The organism is Nostoc sp. FACHB-133, from assembly GCF_014698055.1.
Lineage (GTDB): Bacteria > Cyanobacteriota > Cyanobacteriia > Cyanobacteriales > Nostocaceae > Nostoc.
This window is the reverse complement of sequence record NZ_JACJSH010000020.1, coordinates 69,986-89,364: the sequence shown is the minus strand read 5'-3', so window position 1 is coordinate 89,364 and position 19,379 is coordinate 69,986. Positions and strand designations below refer to the sequence as shown.

Sequence of the window (19,379 nt, the reverse complement as noted above, 5' to 3'; positions counted from 1 at the left end):
AAGATATTTGATGCATTACGTTGTTGTAATTTTGAATTATTTGGAGTCAAGTTTGATGAATTTAACCAAAAAACTCTCAATTATTGTTTTTAGTGTTACTACTACCTTAGCTAGCACAGTTGTGATTACCAATATTTATAATACAGCAGCACAAGCAGTAGAACTTGTTAGGAATGGAAGCTTTGAACTTGATCCTCTCGTAGATCCTAACAACCCCAATGTTCCAAACCCTAATATTACAGACTGGATTAAATCTGGCGATCCAATAGATACATCAGGGATTAGAATTAACAATTTTCCTCAGTATGAGAGTGGTAATCAAGGTTTATCGATTGGTTCATTTGTAAATCCTGCTTACATATCCCAGAATTTAGCTACAACTATCGGTAGTAAATATAATCTCAGTTTCTTTTTAGGAACAGACGAAGATAGCAGTCAAGTTGATAACATATTTCAGGCATTTGTCGATGGAAATCAAGTTTTGGATAAAATAAATACTATAAATGTTGCTGGAAGTCCTTTCACACAATATGACTTGAATTTTGTGGCGACACAATCATCGACAGAGTTAAAGTTGGGTGGTAGAGCTAGCTATGGTTTTTTATACTTGGATAATGTGAGTGTAGAACCTCTGGCTGTGCCTGAGCCATCAAGTATTGGAGGAATAGCAATTGCTGGCTTGTTGGGAATATGGCTGAAGAAAAAGAAGACAATTAGCTTGAAAGAATAGCCCTTTTTTGTCACTCTCAGAAAACAACAGAGCGATCGCTATACAATCTTAATCCGGTGTTACCAGATCGGGTATGAATAAGCTGATATAGTCGCTTTCAACCAAAATAACTGGGTTGGTTTCCGGGTTTCCATTTTATATTGCAACCAACACTCGGCTTTTGGTCGCTTGTAACAGGTTTGCCTGCCAGCACTGCTTCAATGGCTGCGCGTAAATCTGCGCCTGTTACAGGTTTACCATTACTGGGACGGCTATCATCTAATTGTCCCCGATAAACAAGTTTGCGTTGCTCGTCAAATACAAAAAAATCAGGTGTGCAAGCTGCTGTGTAAGCTTTTGCTGTCTCCTGACTCTCGTCGTAGCATAAGGTAAAATTAAACCCTTGTTCTGTGGCAAATGCTTGTAACGACTCTGGCGCATCATCTGGATAATTCTTAGCATCGTTAGCACTTATAGCAACGATCGCTAAATCACTTGTAAAATAATCTTTTCCTAACTGCACTAATTCTTGTTGGATGTGCTTTACAAATGGGCAATGCCGACAAATAAACATTACTAACAACGCTTTTTTATCTGCAAAGGTAGAAAGTGAAGTTGCCTTTCCAGATACAACTTCAGGTAGATTAAAATCTGGTGCTTTTGTGCCTAGTGGCAACATTGTTGAAGCAGTTAAAGCCATAGTTCACCTAATATTTTTACGCTAATAAGGGCTTTTGCTATCAGTATATTTTCACTCTAGCACTAAGTTTTCCATAAAAGAAGAGACGGTAAATCTACCGTCTCTTAATTATTTATTGAGAATTACGTTATAAAAAATTAGTTTTTACAGATTTGCCAAAACACCAACAATACCGTGTCCTGTGAATACTTCTAATGCTATCAGAGAAACAAAACCAATCATTGCTAAACGACCGTTCAGCATTTCTGCATAGGGAGTGAAACCAGTGCGATCGCCTTGCTCGTCTATATAAACTTTTGGCTCGATCGCAAAGTTGTTTAGTTTGCCTTGGTCGTCAATTATAGCAGTGCTTGTACGCATGGATTTTTCCCCGGTTTCTCTTTATGTAAACAACTGTAACAAACATATTAATATTTGTAAAGTATCTTAATCTCCTCAAGTAGAAGTCCAAGGCAGAGATATGATAATGGATCGAGTTCAAAGCTATGTCTAACGAACAGGCTTCGCTTCTTCTGCATAAGCACTTTCAGTCACAAATCCATTCCTAAAAACTAATGCATCGATTTCGAGTAGAGGTTATTGCCAAAACGCCAAACCCGCAGCAGGTGATTTATGCCGCGATGCACCAGGACTATACTGATGGGTTCGTGTTTGATGAGCGCGACTCCTGGCCGTCGGAGTCACAAAGCGGCGAAGTTATTGTTAAGCGACTTTTAGCAGGTGAGAGGGGACACTATGGGCCTCTAGAGCATCCTCAGATTGTTTTCAACTGTGGTTACTTTCCCCATAGTGTTATGCAGCAGGCTCGTACTCATCGTGTAGGAGTATCATTTGATGTTCAGTCTTTTAGGTACACAGGCAACCAATTTATTGATGTACTAGAAGGTAAGAAAGACATAGAAGATGTTTTTTACCTACGCCCTGTTGGTTATTACACTGATAGACAAGGCAAAAAATACCATTATTCACCAGAGCAACGAGCAGCAGATTTAGAGTGGTGTCTGGAAGCAGCTAAACGATATCAAGCTGATTTTGAGGCTGGAATGTCTGAAGAACACGCAAGAGGTAAAGTGCCTTTTGATTATCGCCAGCATTTTGTGGTGAGTTTCAATTTAAGGTCTTTCTTGCATTTTTGTGACCTGAGAAATAAGAAAGATGCTCAACTTGAAATTCAGAAGTTGTGTGAAATGATGTGGCCTCACTTTGAAGATTGGGCACCTGCGATCGCACAATGGTATGAAAAACAGCGTCTGGGTAAGGCCAGACTTGCACCATAATCATTAGAATAAAAAATTAATAAAATGCTTTGATGCGTCGAGACTCAATATTTTACAAACTGTTTCAACAGTCTCCAACTTTGCTATTTGAACTGTTGACAAATCCTCCAACTAACGCAGATAGTTATCGTTTTGATTCAGTCGCCGTCAAAGAACCAAAATTTGAAATTGACGGTGTATTTCTACCACCTGAAAGCGATGGCGTTGGAGTTGTATATTTTTGCGAGGTTCAGTTCCAGAAAGATGAACAACTTTATGAAAGAGTATGGGCTGAATCTTCGTTATATTTCTACCGCAACCGTGCCAGATTTAGCGATTGGCAAGCAGTGATAATTTACCCGTCGCGCAGTATTGAACAAATCGATATTCATCCTCATCGTTCATTGCTGAACGGTGAACAAATACATAGGGTGTACTTAGATGAATTAGGGGATATTCGTCAATTACCTATATGGGTAGCCTTGATGGTATTAACTACAGTGAATGAAGAACAAGCACCAGAAGAAGCAAGGTATTTGTTAACAAGAACCAATCAAGAAGTGCTATCACCGTCAAGTCGCGCCATAATTGAATTAATAACGACGATCATGGTGTACAGATTTGAACAATTAACTCAAGCAGAGGTAGAGTCTATGCTAGGAATCACGCTTAAGGAAACGCGAGTTTACCGAGAAATTAAGGAAGAAGGACGTGAGGAAGGACGTGAGGAAGGACGTGAGGAAGGACGTGAAGAAGCAACAGCTAATCTCATTCTCCGGCAATTAACTAAGCGATTTGGGGAACTTTCTGAAGAAATACGCTCCTCAATTTCTGGTTTACCTTTGCCTGTTCTGGAAGATTTGAGTGAAGCACTGCTAGATTTTACTAGTTTGGCCGATTTACAGGTTTGGCTAGAAGCGCGATAAAAAATGGACCTAAGCCAAGCTCTACGGTAAACGCAATTGCCCTAGATGCATCTGCAATCAAATTATTACCAGCAGCGCAATTGGTGAATAGATTTAAGTTCTATATTTTGTGTAACCTTTTTTTAGATATCATTCAGTCTAAATACGAGCCAAAGTCACAATTTCTTGCTGATCCTGATATTTTCCCTGGCGTGCTTCGTAACTAATAGCGCAGGGTTCACCTTCTAAAAATAGCAATTGCACCACGCCTTCATTAGCGTAAATGCGACAGTCAGCACTAGAAGAATTAGAAAATTCTAAAGTTAAATGACCTCGCCATGCCGCTTCAGCAGGCGTTAAATTTGCAATTATGCCACATCTTGCATACGTAGATTTACCTATGCAAATTACTGTAATATTTTCAGGAACCTCCAGCTTTTCTAGAGCAACTCCAAGTCCATAGGAATGAGCAGGTAAAATAAAGTAACTGCCACTGGTATCAGTATGCAGTGCTGTTGGCTCTAAATTATCGGGATTAAAGTTTTTGGGATCAACTACAGTTCCGGGAATGTGGCGAAAAATGCGGAACTCAGCCGGGGAAAGGCGTATATCGTAACCATAAGAAGACAAACCGTAGCTAATTACAGGTTGAACCGCTACAGACTCATCTTTTTGCACTTTTCGGATTAGGCTTGGCTCAAAGGGCGAAATTAAGCCCTGTTGAGCCATTTCAGTAATCCAGATATCGTTCTTAATCACAAGTTCGTTGCTAACGTTAATTCAAACAGACTCGATATATTAACACGAACTGAGTACTTTGTTTAGGGTCGATAACTCCGACGGATCTCTGTAATTTGATCTGCTACATCCAAGAGAGATTTGGGCATTTCTGGCCCTGTGAGAATGATATCGACGTGGGGAGGGCGTTTTGCCAGAAACGCTAAAACTTCGGTTTCAGGAATTAAACCAAAGTTAATCGCCAAACTTAACTCATCTAAGACCACGAGAGAATACTTGCTCTCACACACTACTTGTTGTGTATATTGCCACAGTTTTTGTAAGGCTTGATTTTCCGTATCGTCTAAATGTAGTGTATCGATACAACGAGGCAAATCACAGCGAATCCAATCTAAATTTTGTCCTAATTGTATGGGTCGATCATGTCCTTGACGAATACCTCCTTTGAGGAACTGCACGATTAATACTGACGTTCCTTGTCCAGCTATTCTCAGTGATTGAGCTATAACGCTCGTAAAAAAATTACGATGTGAGCTAGTGAAAACTTGCACTAGTCCTTCAACTGGATATGGCAAGGTAAGGGTTGAATTGATGCTTTGAGTTTCTAGCTGGGCAACCATAGGGTTAAGTTCAAAAAGATACAATAATTAAGTTTTTTTGCTGTCAGTAATTAGTACAAATCTGCCTGTATAATCAATCTGTTTTTCACAGATGTGGTGGATTTAGCAAATTGCATTCTTAGTCAACACTACGTTTGTGTGTAAGTCAAGAGTTGTTTGGATTGAAATTTACGTCTTTTCCCTGTAAATACTTGTAGTATTTAAAACATAAGAGTTACAGTTCCAATTATTTAAAAAGGCTGAGGATAACGTCTGAAAATCCCTAAATGTTAGATTTGTCGGTTGTTTGGGCAAAACAGACTTAGCAAGTAGTGAATTTGACAGCATGAGGAGTGAATTGTTGTGAGATTGGTGATTCTGGGAGGTTCAGGATCGGGGAAAAGCACTCAAGCACAAAGGCTTGGCAGATACTTTGATATTCCTCTGATTTCTACAGGTGAGATTTTACGGGAAGCAATATCTGGCACTCAGTCCCTGCCGGAATTTCGATGGTCGGAAGCCGATCCCCGGACTTCTCTTTCGGTTTACGCTAGTCTAAGTGAACTAGGTTATCATGCACTGCCCTACATACAAAAAGGGGAGTTAGTTCCAGACGAAATGATTGTTGATTTGATCAGACTTCGCCTCAGACAACCAGATATTAACTGCGATTGGGTCTTAGAGGGCTATCCTCGTACTGCCTTCCAAGCTGAGGAATTAGATTTTTTATTGGATGATTTAGGGCAAAAGCTAGATTGGGCAATTTATCTCCAAGTTTCAGAAGCAGTAATGGTTAGTCGATCCTTGGGGCGATCGCTACCAGATGACCAACCCGAAATCGTGCAGCGCCGTGTAGAATTATTCTACGATCGCACCATTCCAATCCTAGAATATTACGACCGTCGTCGTTGCCTATTGACTATCAACGGCGACCAATCACCAGAAATGGTGCAGCAAAATATTTTGACTCTGCTTTCAGTTCCTTGAAGAGTGCTGAGTTCTGAGTGGGAGAGTTAGGAAGAATTCTTCACAATCCCCAGTCCCCAGTCCCCAATCCCCAGTAGATTTACAACACTAAGGTAATCTTAAGGCAGTATTGTAAAATTTGAGGCAATTCCAATGGCTTGGCAGCGTCCAGACGGTCGTCTTCCTTACGAACTACGTCCGATCAGCTTTTACCCCAGTTTCACCCACTTTGCCCCCGGTTCTGTTCTCGCAAGATGCGGTGATACTCAGGTACTTTGTACTGTTAGCGTTAATAAGGGAGTCCCGAAGTTTCTCGAAGGAACTGGTAAAGGCTGGTTAACTGCTGAGTACCGAATGTTACCATCTGCTACCCAAAAACGCCAAGAAAGGGAATTATTGAAATTATCTGGACGGACGCAAGAAATTCAACGTTTAATTGGGCGCAGCTTACGTGCAGCAGTGGATTTTGAGGTACTAGGAGAACGCACGCTAACTGTCGATGCTGATGTCTTGCAAGCAGATGCTGGAACTAGAACAACAGCGATTACAGGCTCCTTTGTGGCGCTAGCTCATGCGATTTCTAAATTGTTGCAGGAGGGCGTGTTAGAGCGATCGCCTCTGTGTGGACAGGTTGCAGCAATTTCCGTAGGATTACTGGAGGGAGAGCCATTTCTGGATCTTAATTACATCGAAGATGTGGCGGCAACAGTAGATTTTAACGTGGTGATGAATCAACACCTGGGCATCATTGAAGTTCAAGGAACAGCCGAAGAAGGGAGCTTTAGCCGCACTCAGTTGGATCAACTCCTAGATGTCGCCCAAAAAGGAATTCAGGAATTGTTAATCGTTCAACGCGAAGCGATCGCTGATTGGGAAACCTTGTTTGTGATTAATTAGTTTTATTAATTTTTAATAAGAATTAATAAATGTATCCTCTGTGGTGTTAATGAACAAAGTATCAAGTAACTGGGTGTAAATAAAATTATGAAAAGAGTTAGTAGTTAGTACGACTGACTACTGACAACTTACCGTTGAAGGTGATAAGGTGGTCAACGTTTTTCAAGCCTACTTAATCCATGATGTTAAATGTTTCAAAAGTTAAAAAGGAGGATTGTAATAAGTTCGGTATGGTATTGCTGGAAGCCAGCAATATGATGATGAAGCCATGAGCAAAACCGTTGAAGTTCTACCGGATCAGCCGGCGCTGGTTGCACGAGCGCTAGAATTAATTCTGTCTAAGTTAGAAACTGCTATTGAACAGCGAGGGCGGTTTACCATTGCCTTATCTGGCGGCAGTACACCTAAACCGTTATACGAAGCGATTGCTACTCAAAAACTGCCTTGGGATAAAATTCATGTATTCTGGGGGGATGAACGTTACGTACCACCAGATCACCCCGATAGCAATGAACTGATGACGCGTCGTGCATGGCTAGATCGTGTTGACATCCCAGCAGCTAACATTCACCCCGTCCCAACTTTAGAAGCCAATCCAGAACTCGCGGCTGCTAAGTATGAACAACATCTCAAAGAATTTTTCAATTCTTCTGGGGTAGAGTTTCCCGCATTGGATGTAGTATTACTAGGAATGGGTGATGATGCACATACTGCATCTTTGTTTCCCCACACAGAGGCTCTCAAAGTACGCGATCGCCTGGTAACTGTGGGTAACAAAGACGGAAACCCCAGAATAAGTTTCACATACCCCTTCATCAACTCTGCTCTCAATGTGATTTTTCTGGTTGCTGGTGCTAATAAACGCCCAGCTTTGGCGCAAGTCTTTGCACCTGTCGCTGATGACTTCGCTTACCCATCCCGTTTAATTCGGCCACAAGGTGAACTTTGGTGGCTGCTGGATGCGGCAGCAGGTTCGGAACTTCAACATTAAACTTGGGAATTGGGAATTGGGAAGAGGACTTGGGGACAAGGGGAATTGGGGACAAGGGGAAAGACTTGTTTCAAGTTCTCACCTCTTGTCCCCTTATCCCCTTGTCCCCTGCTCCCCTCCTCCCTTTCCCGTATCAAATCGGCAGTAATTGCTAGAATCTAAAGCTAGGGCCGCCCTCTGCTTGCCAGTCCTACCTATATTTATGATGATCTTGAACAAAGGCTAAATATCGATGATCGTCTGCCCTAATTGCAATCATCCCAACCCTGATGGTGCTGTCCAATGCGAAGCTTGTTATACACCGTTGCCCGCAACTACTAACTGTCCTAGTTGTGGAGCAAGTGTGCAGGCAGATGCTGCATTCTGTGGCCAATGTGGCTATAACCTTCACTCCGCAGGAGTTCCACACGTTCATAGTGCGGTAGCTACAACAGTTACTCCCGATGTTCCTGTGGAAGTACCACCGTTAGTTCCACCCGATCCACTGTTAGAACTTTTACAACCAGATGCTTTGGGAATGAGCGGTTCTACTAACTCTCATCCTCCCAGTTCATCTTTACCAGCAACAGAGGTGGCAGCTCCCCCAGTAGCTCCCCCAGAGGAAGCTGTTATAGAAAACAGCCCTCCAGAAGCAGAGCCGAGCGTCGCAGTACCCGTAGTTTCTGGACAAAGTATTCCTACTCCACCACCGTTGGAACCAGCGCCACCCTCTGAAGCGGAACTACCTCCACCAGCTGCACCAGCACCAACTGTAACCGTTGCCAGAACGCAATTACAGCAGGTTATAGCGCGGTTAATCCACGTTCAAACCGATCGGCTAATTGAATTGCCGCAAAATCTCTCTGTGATTCATATCGGCAAGCCTAATGACCGGATTCCTCCAGATATAGACGTTTCAGGATTTCCCAATTCAGAAGTTGTCTCGCGGATTCATGCAGATATTCGTGTTGAGGGAGACTCTCACTATGTAGAAGATGTGGGAAGTTCTAATGGCACTTACATTAATAACTTGCCCCTTTTACCAGGGAATCGTCATCGATTGCGACCAGGCGATCGCATCAGTTTGGGTAAAGGAGACTTAATGACATTCCTGTTTCAACTTGCTTAACTGATTTTCCAGCAATTGTGACATCAGTCTAAGCATGTTCTGCCCATCCTCCGGCATCCTTTTTGGAGGAGAAACAAATGCACCGCATCAGACAAGCGACGGATAACTATGTTGTTTTTGATAGCGCCATAGTTTATAGCCGTCGCTTCGATGTGCGAATTGTTGCATTATCCAGCAACTCCACTACCTCAATAATTACACTAGGATGGATAAAATACACTGCCAATTTAAAATTTTGAATTTTCCAGAAAATCTAAAATCCAAAATAGAGTGACCTATGAGGGAACCAAGTAAAAATTTTGAACCCTTGCTCACCCAAGAAGCCCCGTCAGTTGTTGAGCGTATGGGGCTAACCTGGCTAATTGCAGCAGCGATCGCAACTGCTTTACTGTGGCAAGTACCAGGAGGTGATTATATCTTATACCCATTTACAATCCTGGCAACCTGGTTCCATGAAATGGGTCACGGTTTAATGGCACTCCTATTAGGGGGACAGTTTCAAAAATTAGAGATTTTTAGCAATGGTTCCGGTGTTGCAACTTATGGCATCCGGTCGTCATTGGGGCCAATTGGCCCGGCAATGGTCGCAGCCGCAGGCCCAATGGGGCCGCCTCTTGCCGGCGCAGCATTGATTCTGGCTTCCCGCAGTTTTAAAGCAGCTTCCCTAAGTTTAAAAATATTAGGGAGTTTTTTGCTACTTTCCACATTAATTTGGATACGTTCCTGGTTTGGATTGGTGGCAATTCCCTTGTTGGGTTTAATAATTTTGGGTATCGCCCTGAAAGCACCTCGCTGGGCACAGGGGTTTGCCATTCAATTTCTGGGTGTACAAGCTTGTGTGAGTACGTACCATCAACTCGATTATTTATTTAGTAGTTCTGCTGGCCCCCTTGGACTCTCTGATACAGCGCAAATGCAGCGATATTTGCTTTTACCTTACTGGTTTTGGGGCGGGTTGATGGCGATCGCATCTCTGGTGATTTTAGTCCAAAGTCTCCGCGTTGCCTATCGTTCAGAATGAAAATACAAATTAGCGATCGCCAATCCTTACCTAGGCTGACGGTTGAGGGCGAATTTCATTAGCGCAAGGACGACCATTTTCAACATCAGCAATATTAGCAAAAGTTGTTTCTGCAATATTGTGAAGAGCTTCTGCTGTAAAAAAGGCTTGATGTCCGGTAATTAGTACATTAGGGAACATTGTCAGACGTTGGAAAATATCATCTTGAATAATTTCGCCAGATAAATCCTCAAAAAACAATTCCGATTCTTGTTCGTAGACATCCACACCGAGATAGCCAATCTTACCAGACTTCAATCCCTCAATCACTGCTTGGGTATCAATTAGCGCTCCCCGGCTAGTATTAATTAGCATTACGCCTGGCTTAATCTGTTCTATAGCCTCAGCGTTAATCAAATGATGCGTTTCGGGAGTCAGGGGGCAATGTAAGGAAATAATATCAGAGTTGGCAAATAGCTCAGGTAGTTCTACATACTTTCCACCTAGCGCCTCCAATTCTGGATTGCGATAAACGTCATAGGCGAGTATGTTACAGCCAAACCCCTTCATAATCTGTCCTAAAATCAGACCGATTTTGCCTGTGCCGACAATCCCCACTGTACGCTTATGCAAGTTAAATCCCAACAGTCCATCTAGGGAAAAATTGCTTTCTCGGACACGGTTATAAGCCCGATGAATTTTGCGATTCAGGCTTAAAATCAATCCTACGGCATGTTCTGCTACTCCATAAGGTGAGTAAGCGGGAACACGCACAACAGTAATTCCTAAATCTGCTGCGGCTTGTAAGTCTACATTGTTAAACCCAGCACACCGAAGGACAACCAGCTTAGTACCCCGTGAGGCGAGAAGTTTTAAAGTTGGGGCATCAACCTGATCATGTACAAATACGCAAACCGCCGGAAATCCGTCGGCGAGGATAGCAGTATCCCGATTTAAACGGGGTTCAAAAAACGCTAATTCGTGTTGTGTGGAAGAATTTACAGTTGATAAAAACTGTCGATCATAGACTTTTGTACTGAAGACTGCTACTTTCATGCAAAACCCCAAGCTTTATGCTGCACGGTATCCGACTACATAATAGCTTGGCAGTTAGAAAAGCGATGTCTAAAACGGTCTATTCGCTATCGTATTTTTGAATATTGCCAGCTTTCAGAATTATAGTTAGCTAAAAAACCCCCTTAAAGGGGTTGGGATATATCTTCCGTGTAAGTCTGAAACTAAAGCAAAAATTTAGAATTCAGATTGAAAAAGAATTCAGGAGTCAGAATTCAGGAGTCAGAATCAAGACGCTCGCAAACTCGCTAACGCTGCGCTATCCGCTTTTTCGTTCAGAATTTATTCTGAATTCTGACTCCTGACTCCTGAATTCTGTTCGATAAATAATTAAGGTAGATTACTAACTTTTGGCTGCTCGAAGTAGCCATACATCACCCGCGAAACTTGACGAATAAAATCTCTAGCTCTAAGGTCATTATTTGGTCTACGCACAAAAATTCCTGCTAAATAACGCTTACCTGATGGCGTTTCAATAATACCTGCATCACCCAATACAAATCGTAGAGTACCTGTTTTATGAGCAATATTTGCACCAGAACCTAAGCCAGATGGAAGCAATGCTCTATTATGACAACGAATCATAATACCTAAAACTTGGGATTGACTTCTATCAGAAATTAACTGATTATTTGTAACCAAAGCTGACAGTCTTACCAAGTCTTTAGCACTAGTTTTATTAGTTCCTTTAAAGTCTCCTAACATATTGTGAATCACAGTACTTTGCAATCCCCAACGGCGAAATTTTTGATTTAATTTAGATACACCACCTAAACGGTCGATAACCATATTTGTAGCAGTGTTATCGCTAATAGTCATCATCTTGGTTGCAGTTTGTAAGAGACTCAGCTTAGTTCCCACTCGTTGATACTGCAAATCTCCAGAACCGCCAGTGACATGTTTACGTCGCATCACCAAAGTTTCACTAAGTTTGATTCTCCCTGCATCTACTTCTTGAAACAATGCAATCAAAATCGGATACTTAATTGTGCTAGCAGCAGAAAATGCTTTATCACCATTAAAACTAAAATAATCACCTGTTTTTAAGTCCATAAAAAAGATTCCGGGAGTGAGGAATCTATAGCGAGCCATTAATGCTTTAATAGGAGTTTTTAGTTCTGATATCTCGCGCCCTAGGGGAACTACACCAGTAAATTTAGAACTATTTATTGGGTTGGCAGGATCGCCTAGAGGAACCGGAGGAATAAATTTAAGTTTTGGTAATTGTAAATTAGATTGATTTGCACTCCAGTCATTTACGTTGCCAACTTGATTGGTGTTGGGATTTGCTTTTACTGGAGACGAAAATAAAAAAATACTTGTAAGGCTGAGTAATAACCAGCGTAGTTTCATGTAGTGCTGTAAGGATAGTGTTGGATTTATTTACAGAGATTTTCTCAACAAGTTAATCAAATCCGGATTGATTGACATAGTAATCACTAAGGTATCCCATGTCAATAGATATAAAAAACAGATTTATTGGAAAATTGAAAATAAAATGTATGCTAAAAAAGCACAAGATAGAATATGGAAAATATGCTTTTGTCACATCAATTGATTATATTTTTATACAAATACTAAGAGATTATGATTGCAGTTTTAATTCTGCTAGCAATGATTTATACATACATAGCGCTTTGGATAAAAAAGCAATTGCTTCTATATAATTCATATTTATTCATTCATGATGTCAAGTTCGGATAATTAGTTATGATTTTTACACTTAGTAACTAGGGTATTAAAGGTTATTTATAAAGTGTAAAAATCAAATTACTGTAGTGGCGTAGCACAGCTAAAATAGTACAGTCGAAAAAGAAATGGTATGACTATACTGGATCAGTAGAATAGTCTATGTAGTTTCACTAATGCCAATCTACCCACGCATCTGCTAGAGATTTGAAAGGTTTACTGTTATATAAGAAATGCTTGCCAGAGTCTGGAGTGCATCAATTGTGGGCATCGATGCCGTCAAAGTAGGCGTAGAAGTCGATGTCTCAGGGGGATTACCGGGAATTGTTGTCTTGGGACTGCCAGATTCAGCGATTCAAGAATCGAGAGAAAGAGTCAAAGCAACGCTGAAAAATGCAGGTTTCGCCTTTCCTATGCGGAAAATTGTGATCAATTTAACTCCGGCAGATTTACGCAAAGAAGGCCCGTGTTTTGATTTGCCTATTAGCGTGGGAATTTTGGCGGCTTCTGAGCAAGTTAGCGCTGATTTGTTGGGGGACTATCTATTCTTAGGTGAAGTGTCTCTAGATGGCAGCTTGCGTCCGGTGGCTGGTGTTTTACCGATCGCAGCAGCAGCCCAAAAAATGGGAATTGCAGGTTTAGTTATCCCTGCTGATAATGCCCAAGAAGCCGCAGTGGTTAAAGGCTTGGCTGTTTACGGCTGCAAACATTTGTCTGATGTGGTAGCTCTTTTAAATAATCCAGGGCATTACAAACCTGTGCAGATGGATAGTACAGTAGACACAGCAACAGTGTCTTACCCTAGCGCAGATTTGCATGATGTGAAAGGACAAGCTCATGCGCGTCGAGCTTTGGAAATTGCTGCTGCTGGTGGACACAATTTAATCTTTGTCGGGCCGCCCGGTAGTGGGAAAACCATGTTAGCACGTCGCTTACCAGGAATTTTACCGCCCCTGAGTTTTGCCGAATCTTTGGAAGTGACTCGCATCCATTCGGTGGCTGGTTTATTGAAAAATCGCGGTTCGTTGGTACGCGATCGCCCTTTTCGCAGTCCCCACCACTCGGCATCTGGGCCTTCTCTGGTTGGTGGCGGTAGCTTCCCTCGTCCTGGCGAAATCTCATTATCTCATAGGGGTGTGTTGTTCCTAGACGAATTAACTGAGTTTAAACGTGATGTGCTGGAATTTCTCCGTCAGCCTTTAGAAGATGGCTACGTTACAATTTCTCGTACTAGACTATCGGTAATGTTTCCCGCGCAGTTTACTTTGGTGGCGAGTACCAATCCCTGTCCTTGCGGTTACTATGGCGATACCATCCAACAATGTACTTGTTCTCCCCGCCAACGCGAGCAATATTGGGCAAAACTTTCTGGGCCGTTGATGGATCGGATTGATTTACAAGTTGCGGTAAATCGTTTGAAACCAGAAGAAATTACCCAACAACCTACGGGAGAAACATCAACATCAGTGCTACAACGAGTGCAACAAGCAAGCGATCGCGCCATTACCCGTTTCCAAGAAGAAGCAAATCTGCGTTGCAATGCTCAGATGCAAAGTCGTCATCTCCAGAAATGGTGCAAGCTAGATGACGCTAGCCGCAATTTATTAGAAGTAGCCATTAGAAAATTAGGTTTATCGGCAAGAGCTAGCGATCGCATTCTCAAAGTAGCACGAACTATTGCAGATTTAGCGGGAGATGATGAGCTAAAAACTAATCATGTGGCGGAAGCAATTCAATATCGCACAATCGACAGAATGCAGTAAAATCTTGTGATGATAGCTTAACTCTGTTAAAGGTTAACGCAGATAGTTTGTGCTACCAGCAGCTAGAACAGCCACTTAAGACGCAGGAGAAATTAACTGACCAATACGCTTGAGAATTTGCAAAACGGCGTACAGTTCTCTCACGGATGCAAAGGGAGCGAAGACTCTTGACAAATCGTACTGCGGTGTATTTGTTTGCGTCACTTTGACAAATAAAATATCGTCTCCATTCGTCACCATCCCAAATACAGGTTTACTGGGGTTGGGGTTAGCCATCATATAAGCTAAGGCTTGCGGTACAGCCGCCCAAACTGACAGCGTGGTTTTTTTCGACTCTAACACCATCAACCACAACTGATCTTGTAACACTAAAACGTCAATTCGTCCGCGCAGTATTTCCTCGCCATCATCCAGCACTAATTCCACAGATGATTCAGCCTTAATTCTGAAAGGAGGATCGTAAAATCCAGAGAGTGCAAGTATTGGTGACACCAATAACAATATGACTGTCCCTTCTAGTAAATCACCTGCGGTACGGTGATAAAGATACCTACGCCGCACAACATCAACAGAGGCTTTTTCAGCTTCTGTAATTTCAGACAATCCCTCATACCACTCTGGGAAAAATTGCTCGTCTTCAACACGGACAAAACCGAATCGATTTTCTGCATCCTGAAGAGTGGTAATCGCTTCTGTAATTGCTGCTGTCTGTGTCATTGCTTTTAGATAACAGTTGCTTTGTTATGCCACTGCATTTTATATGCTGAGGCGATCGCAGTACCTATTACCTAACATAAAGCAAATTATAGATATTGCCGTCAGCAAATTATCGACTCTGCTAAATTCCTCCTCAAGAACGCTTTACAAACTCCCTTGGGAGGATGTCGCCACCCAGAGAATAAGTATCAAATATATCAGGAAGTAAGCGATATCCTCTTAGAAGGAGACTGGTTGGATGAATTTGCAGGCGATTTTGAAGTTATTCCAAGAGACATTCAAAGAATGGAGTGAGGATAAAGCGTCACGTTTAGCGGCGGCGTTAGCTTATTACACGATTTTTTCCATTGCACCGTTGTTAATTATTGTTATTGCGATCGCAGGGGCAGTATTTGGAGAAGAAGCAGCAAGAGGTCAAATTGTCGGACAAATTCAAGGTTTAGTCGGGATAGAAGGCGCAAAGTTTCTTGAATCAGCCATTCAGAATGCTAACCAACCAAAGACAGGAGCGATCGCTTCGATTATTAGTGTTGTAGTTTTACTATTGGGTGCTACAGGTTTATTTACCGAGTTGCAAGATGCCATGAACACGATTTGGGAAGTTAAACCTAAACCTGGACGCGGCGTAACTAACATCATTCGCTTACGGATTTTGTCCTTTGCAATGGTGATAGGTATTGGCTTTTTACTATTAGTTTCTCTGGTGATTAGTACAGCTTTGACAACATTAGTAACATATTTTAGTAACTTGTTACCGGGTGTTGATTTTCTCTGGCAACTTGTCAATTTTCTTCTCTCTTTTGCTATAACTACAGTCTTATTCGGACTAATTTTTAAAGTTTTACCAGATGTCAAAATTGCTTGGAGTGATGTTTTAGTAGGAGCTTCTCTCACTTCAGTTTTGTTCTCTATTGGAAGATTTTTATTAGGACAATATTTAGGGAATGGCAGTTTTGGCTCAACTTATGGTGCTGCTGGTTCGCTGGTGGTGATTTTAGCTTGGGTGAACTATGCGACGCAGATTCTTTTCTTCGGTGCTGAATTTACCCAAGTTTATGCTAGAAGGTATGGAAGCGGCATAACCCCAACAAAACATGCCATTCCTTTATCTGATAACACTGAATATAATGGCAAGGCTCAAACGAGGCAATCGTCCACTAATAAAAAGTCATCTTCTAACTTGATTAATCGTTTATTCAATTCTTTCAAGAAGCCCAAACGATTAAAACAAAGGAGGAAAAATCCGCGATTTTAAACCCACCCACTATCCAGGGCTTATATATTTGTAACTCTGATAAATATTCAAGAATTTAACCTCTAATAAAAATCAGTTTTATGAAATCAGATCCCAGATAAATAAAGTGATACTGGATTTTTTCCAGAAGTCTATATGAAAAAGGAAGAAAATCAGTGTTAATGGAAAAATGGTTTTTTATCGATTGGCAAGCAATCTTTGTTCCTAGCATCAGCGTAGTTGAGTTGATTATCCGTGGCTCACTAGTTTACTTAGCACTGTTCACGGTATTACGTTTCCTTCCTAGCCGACAGCTAGGAACACTAGGAATTACTGATTTACTTGTAGTTGTACTATTTGCTGAAGCTGCCCAAAATGCGATGGCAAGTAATTATACATCGATTACTGAAGGCGCTATCCTAGTAGGAACTGTGATTTTTTGGAGTTATTTATTGAACTGGTTAGGCTACAAAATACCCCAGTTCCAACGTTTTATGAATCAGCCACCGCTGCTACTGGTAAAAAATGGTCGGATGATTCAGCGTCATTTGCAACGAGAGTTAATTACAGACGATGAGTTGATGAGCAAGTTACGTCAGCAAGGTGTAGAATTTTTAGCCGATGTAAAGTTTGCATATATGGAGGCTGACGGTAGGATTAGCATCATCACCTTTGACTCAAAAACTAATCCCGTCTCTGAGCCAAAAGCAGCATTAAAAATTGATCTACATTAATTAGACTGTAAAATATGACGGTTGTATTCTGTGCCGAACTGTGATTGAGCGTTATACTTTGCCCGAAATGGCTAATCTGTGGAGTGAAACCTATAAACTAAAAACTTGGCTGCAAGTCGAGATTGCTGTTTGTGAGGCTCAAGCTGAACTAGGTTACATTCCATCTCAGGCGGTTGAGGAAATTAAGGCCAAGGCAGATTTTGACCCCAAGCGGGTGTTAGAAATTGAGGCTGTAGTCCGCCACGATGTCATCGCTTTTTTGACAAATGTCAATGAATATGTTGGGGAAGCCGGACGCTACATTCACCTGGGTTTAACCAGTTCGGATGTTTTGGATACAGCTTTAGCACTGCAATTGGTTGCCAGCCTGGATCTATTATTGCAACGTTTGGAAGATTTGATTCAGGTAATTCGTGAAAAAGCACGAGAACATCGTCATACAGTCATGGCTGGCCGATCGCATGGTATTCACGCTGAACCGATTACTTTTGGTTTTAAGCTAGCTGGCTGGTTAGCAGAGGTGTTGCGACACCAAGAACGCTTAAGAATTCTCCGCCAAACCATTGCCGTGGGTAAGATTTCTGGTGCAGTGGGAACTTATGCCAATGTTGAACCCCGTGTAGAAGCGATCGCTTGCCAAAAACTCGGACTCAAACCCGATACGGCCTCAACACAAGTTATTTCCCGCGATCGCCACGCCGACTACGTGCAACAATTAGCTTTGGTAGCGGCATCCATCGAACGTTTTGCTGTAGAAATTCGCAATCTGCAAAAAACAGACGTTCTGGAAGTTGAAGAATTCTTCTCCAAAGGTCAAAAAGGCTCCTCAGCCATGCCACACAAGCGTAATCCCATCCGTTCGGAACGGTTAACGGGAATGGCGCGACTGGTGAGAAGTCATGCTGGTGCAGCCTTAGAAAACGTTGCTCTCTGGCATGAGAGGGATATTTCCCACAGTTCTGTAGAACGGGTGATTTTGCCAGATGCTTGTACTTTGACGCATTTTATGTTGTCAGAAATAACCGACTTGGTGAAAAACCTGTTGGTCTATCCTGAAAATATGGAACGAAATCTCAACTGCTACGGCGGCGTTGTGTTCAGCCAAAAAGTGCTACTTGCCTTGATAGACAAGGGAAGCAGCCGTGAAGAAGCTTATGCGATCGTTCAAGAAAGCGCTCACGTCGCTTGGAACAAGCCAGGAGGCAATTTCCAGGACTTAATTAGCAAAGACCCTCGCGTTACTCAAAAGTTGTCCCCAGCAGAACTAGAAGTCTGTTTTGACCCCCAGCAGCATCTCCAGCATTTAGAAGAAGTTTACCAACGATTAGGAATTTAGAATTAATTGGCTTGTAGTGAGCGCTTAAGCGCTTACTACAAACTTTTAGACTCAAAAAATAAACAATAAGCAGTCCTTTGTAGAGACGGCGATTTATCGCGTCTCTTGCCTTAACCAAAAGGCTGATTAGACGGATACTATATGAACCATTGAACCCACGTTAAAAAAGAATATAAAAATATTAAAAATATTTAGTATTGCATTGCTGAAGGCTGGATGTTTGATGCTGGAATTATTCTTATAACTGGGTAGTATACATAACAAATAACTAAGTATTTGTTAGTTCTACGAGTGCCTTAATGATTGAAATCCTAGCCACACTTTCTGCCTCTGCCGCAGCAGGAATGAGAATAGGCATACCTTTGCTAATTATTGGACTATTGCAGGGTAGTAACTTATGGTCACAAGTTCCAATTTTATCTCACATTTCCCCACCACTATTGTTAGGCTGCCTCACCTTTTGGTCTTTAGTTGAATTATTAGCCTCAAAAAAGCTATGGGGGCAAAGATTACTACAACTAGTTCAGTTATTCATGTCTCCCATCGTAGGCGCAATTATGGGGTTAGCAGTCGCTAATGCCACAGCAACACCAAACTGGCTGATTGCCTGTATTGGAGGTTCCTTAGCTTTAGTACTCCAGCTAGTTCAAGTTGGTTGGTTCTATCGGTTACGTGGCTTACCCTTGTGGGTAGTCTTTCTTCAAGATACCTTGTGCATTGCTCTAGTACTTTTTGCCTTTGATGCTCCTTGGCAAGGAGGATTAATTGCTTTAATACTGCTCTGGTTTGCAGTTCGTAGCGCGAAGCAGTGGTATGACTGGTATCACACAAGGGGATAGGGAATGGGGAATGGGGAATGGGGAATGGGGAATGGGGGAACATAGAAGGTAGGGGACACAAAGACAAAGACGTAACTATGCTAAGTTTTTCGGCTCTGGCCAATTCCCAATTCCCAATGCCCAA

At 42.0% G+C, this 19,379-nt stretch carries 21 protein-coding genes; 14 read left to right on the top strand and 7 right to left on the bottom strand.

Annotated elements, in window-relative coordinates; all coding sequences use genetic code 11:
• Positions 1–55: 55 nt before the first annotated feature.
• A complete protein-coding gene (locus tag H6G86_RS17770; protein ID WP_190935427.1) occupies positions 56–730 on the top strand; it encodes a PEP-CTERM sorting domain-containing protein in 675 nt (224 codons plus the stop codon).
• A 97-nt stretch (positions 731–827) separates the two neighbouring features.
• On the opposite strand, the gene H6G86_RS17765 is transcribed toward H6G86_RS17770, so the two are convergent.
• Positions 828–1,409, bottom strand: coding sequence for a thioredoxin family protein (locus tag H6G86_RS17765; protein ID WP_012409079.1), 582 nt, complete (start codon positions 1,407–1,409; stop codon positions 828–830).
• Between the two features lie 144 nt (positions 1,410–1,553).
• Positions 1,554–1,769 (bottom strand): CAB/ELIP/HLIP family chlorophyll-binding protein, encoded by a 216-nt coding sequence (locus H6G86_RS17760; RefSeq protein ID WP_114083012.1) that lies wholly within the window; start codon positions 1,767–1,769, stop codon positions 1,554–1,556.
• 194 nt (positions 1,770–1,963) lie between these two features.
• On the opposite strand from H6G86_RS17760, the gene thyX reads away from it, so the two are divergent.
• A complete protein-coding gene (gene thyX / locus H6G86_RS17755) occupies positions 1,964–2,686 on the top strand; it encodes an FAD-dependent thymidylate synthase (RefSeq protein WP_163936187.1) in 723 nt (240 codons plus the stop codon).
• A gap of 32 nt (positions 2,687–2,718) precedes the next feature.
• On the top strand, positions 2,719–3,591 hold the full coding sequence (locus H6G86_RS17750; RefSeq protein ID WP_190935426.1) for an Rpn family recombination-promoting nuclease/putative transposase: 873 nt from the start codon (positions 2,719–2,721) through the stop codon (positions 3,589–3,591).
• 138 nt (positions 3,592–3,729) lie between these two features.
• Here the strand turns inward: H6G86_RS17750 and dcd are convergent, their stop codons facing one another.
• Entirely contained in the window at positions 3,730–4,299 is a 570-nt protein-coding gene (gene dcd, locus H6G86_RS17745; RefSeq protein ID WP_175586937.1) for a dCTP deaminase, read from the bottom strand.
• Between the two features lie 92 nt (positions 4,300–4,391).
• The gene (locus H6G86_RS17740; protein ID WP_190935425.1) at positions 4,392–4,928 is read right to left on the bottom strand and encodes a P-loop NTPase family protein; all 537 of its coding nucleotides are present in this window, start codon (positions 4,926–4,928) and stop codon (positions 4,392–4,394) included.
• A 342-nt stretch (positions 4,929–5,270) separates the two neighbouring features.
• On the opposite strand from H6G86_RS17740, the gene H6G86_RS17735 reads away from it, so the two are divergent.
• The 6 genes from H6G86_RS17735 to H6G86_RS17710 all read left to right on the top strand — a co-directional run bounded on the left by H6G86_RS17735 (position 5,271) and on the right by H6G86_RS17710 (position 9,890).
• A complete protein-coding gene (locus H6G86_RS17735; protein WP_190935424.1) occupies positions 5,271–5,894 on the top strand; it encodes an adenylate kinase family protein in 624 nt (207 codons plus the stop codon).
• 132 nt (positions 5,895–6,026) lie between these two features.
• Positions 6,027–6,770, top strand: coding sequence for a ribonuclease PH (gene rph / locus H6G86_RS17730; RefSeq protein ID WP_190935423.1), 744 nt, complete (start codon positions 6,027–6,029; stop codon positions 6,768–6,770).
• 268 nt (positions 6,771–7,038) lie between these two features.
• The gene (gene pgl / locus H6G86_RS17725; RefSeq protein WP_190935422.1) at positions 7,039–7,761 is read left to right on the top strand and encodes a 6-phosphogluconolactonase; all 723 of its coding nucleotides are present in this window, start codon (positions 7,039–7,041) and stop codon (positions 7,759–7,761) included.
• A 232-nt stretch (positions 7,762–7,993) separates the two neighbouring features.
• Positions 7,994–8,869, top strand: a complete 876-nt coding sequence (locus H6G86_RS17720; RefSeq protein ID WP_190935421.1) for a double zinc ribbon and FHA domain-containing protein — start codon at positions 7,994–7,996, stop codon at positions 8,867–8,869.
• Between the two features lie 77 nt (positions 8,870–8,946).
• A complete protein-coding gene (locus H6G86_RS17715; RefSeq protein ID WP_159402523.1) occupies positions 8,947–9,108 on the top strand; it encodes a hypothetical protein in 162 nt (53 codons plus the stop codon).
• Positions 9,109–9,146: 38 nt separating this feature from the next.
• Positions 9,147–9,890, top strand: coding sequence for a M50 family metallopeptidase (locus H6G86_RS17710; RefSeq protein WP_190935420.1), 744 nt, complete (start codon positions 9,147–9,149; stop codon positions 9,888–9,890).
• A gap of 30 nt (positions 9,891–9,920) precedes the next feature.
• Here H6G86_RS17710 and H6G86_RS17705 read toward each other — a convergent pair whose 3' ends face one another.
• The gene (locus tag H6G86_RS17705) at positions 9,921–10,925 is read right to left on the bottom strand and encodes a 2-hydroxyacid dehydrogenase (RefSeq protein ID WP_190935419.1); all 1,005 of its coding nucleotides are present in this window, start codon (positions 10,923–10,925) and stop codon (positions 9,921–9,923) included.
• A 348-nt stretch (positions 10,926–11,273) separates the two neighbouring features.
• Entirely contained in the window at positions 11,274–12,296 is a 1,023-nt protein-coding gene (locus H6G86_RS17700; RefSeq protein ID WP_190935418.1) for a serine hydrolase, read from the bottom strand.
• A gap of 569 nt (positions 12,297–12,865) precedes the next feature.
• On the opposite strand from H6G86_RS17700, the gene H6G86_RS17695 reads away from it, so the two are divergent.
• Positions 12,866–14,395 carry a YifB family Mg chelatase-like AAA ATPase gene (locus H6G86_RS17695; RefSeq protein WP_190935417.1) on the top strand — a complete coding sequence of 510 codons (1,530 nt, stop codon included), beginning with the start codon at positions 12,866–12,868 and terminating at the stop codon, positions 14,393–14,395.
• Between the two features lie 75 nt (positions 14,396–14,470).
• On the opposite strand, the gene H6G86_RS17690 is transcribed toward H6G86_RS17695, so the two are convergent.
• Entirely contained in the window at positions 14,471–15,112 is a 642-nt protein-coding gene (locus H6G86_RS17690) for a type I restriction endonuclease (protein ID WP_190935416.1), read from the bottom strand.
• A 238-nt stretch (positions 15,113–15,350) separates the two neighbouring features.
• Between H6G86_RS17690 and H6G86_RS17685 the strand changes: the two genes are divergently transcribed.
• The 4 genes from H6G86_RS17685 (at position 15,351) to H6G86_RS17670 (ending at position 19,255) form a co-directional block, all read left to right on the top strand.
• Complete coding sequence (locus H6G86_RS17685; RefSeq protein ID WP_190935415.1) at positions 15,351–16,367, top strand: YihY/virulence factor BrkB family protein; 1,017 nt, start codon at positions 15,351–15,353, stop codon at positions 16,365–16,367.
• Positions 16,368–16,528: 161 nt separating this feature from the next.
• On the top strand, positions 16,529–17,080 hold the full coding sequence (locus tag H6G86_RS17680; protein WP_190935471.1) for a DUF421 domain-containing protein: 552 nt from the start codon (positions 16,529–16,531) through the stop codon (positions 17,078–17,080).
• Positions 17,081–17,120: 40 nt separating this feature from the next.
• Positions 17,121–18,416 carry an adenylosuccinate lyase gene (gene purB / locus H6G86_RS17675; RefSeq protein WP_190935414.1) on the top strand — a complete coding sequence of 432 codons (1,296 nt, stop codon included), beginning with the start codon at positions 17,121–17,123 and terminating at the stop codon, positions 18,414–18,416.
• Positions 18,417–18,715: 299 nt separating this feature from the next.
• Positions 18,716–19,255 (top strand): DUF4126 domain-containing protein, encoded by a 540-nt coding sequence (locus tag H6G86_RS17670; protein WP_190935413.1) that lies wholly within the window; start codon positions 18,716–18,718, stop codon positions 19,253–19,255.
• The last annotated feature ends 124 nt before the right edge of the window (positions 19,256–19,379 follow it).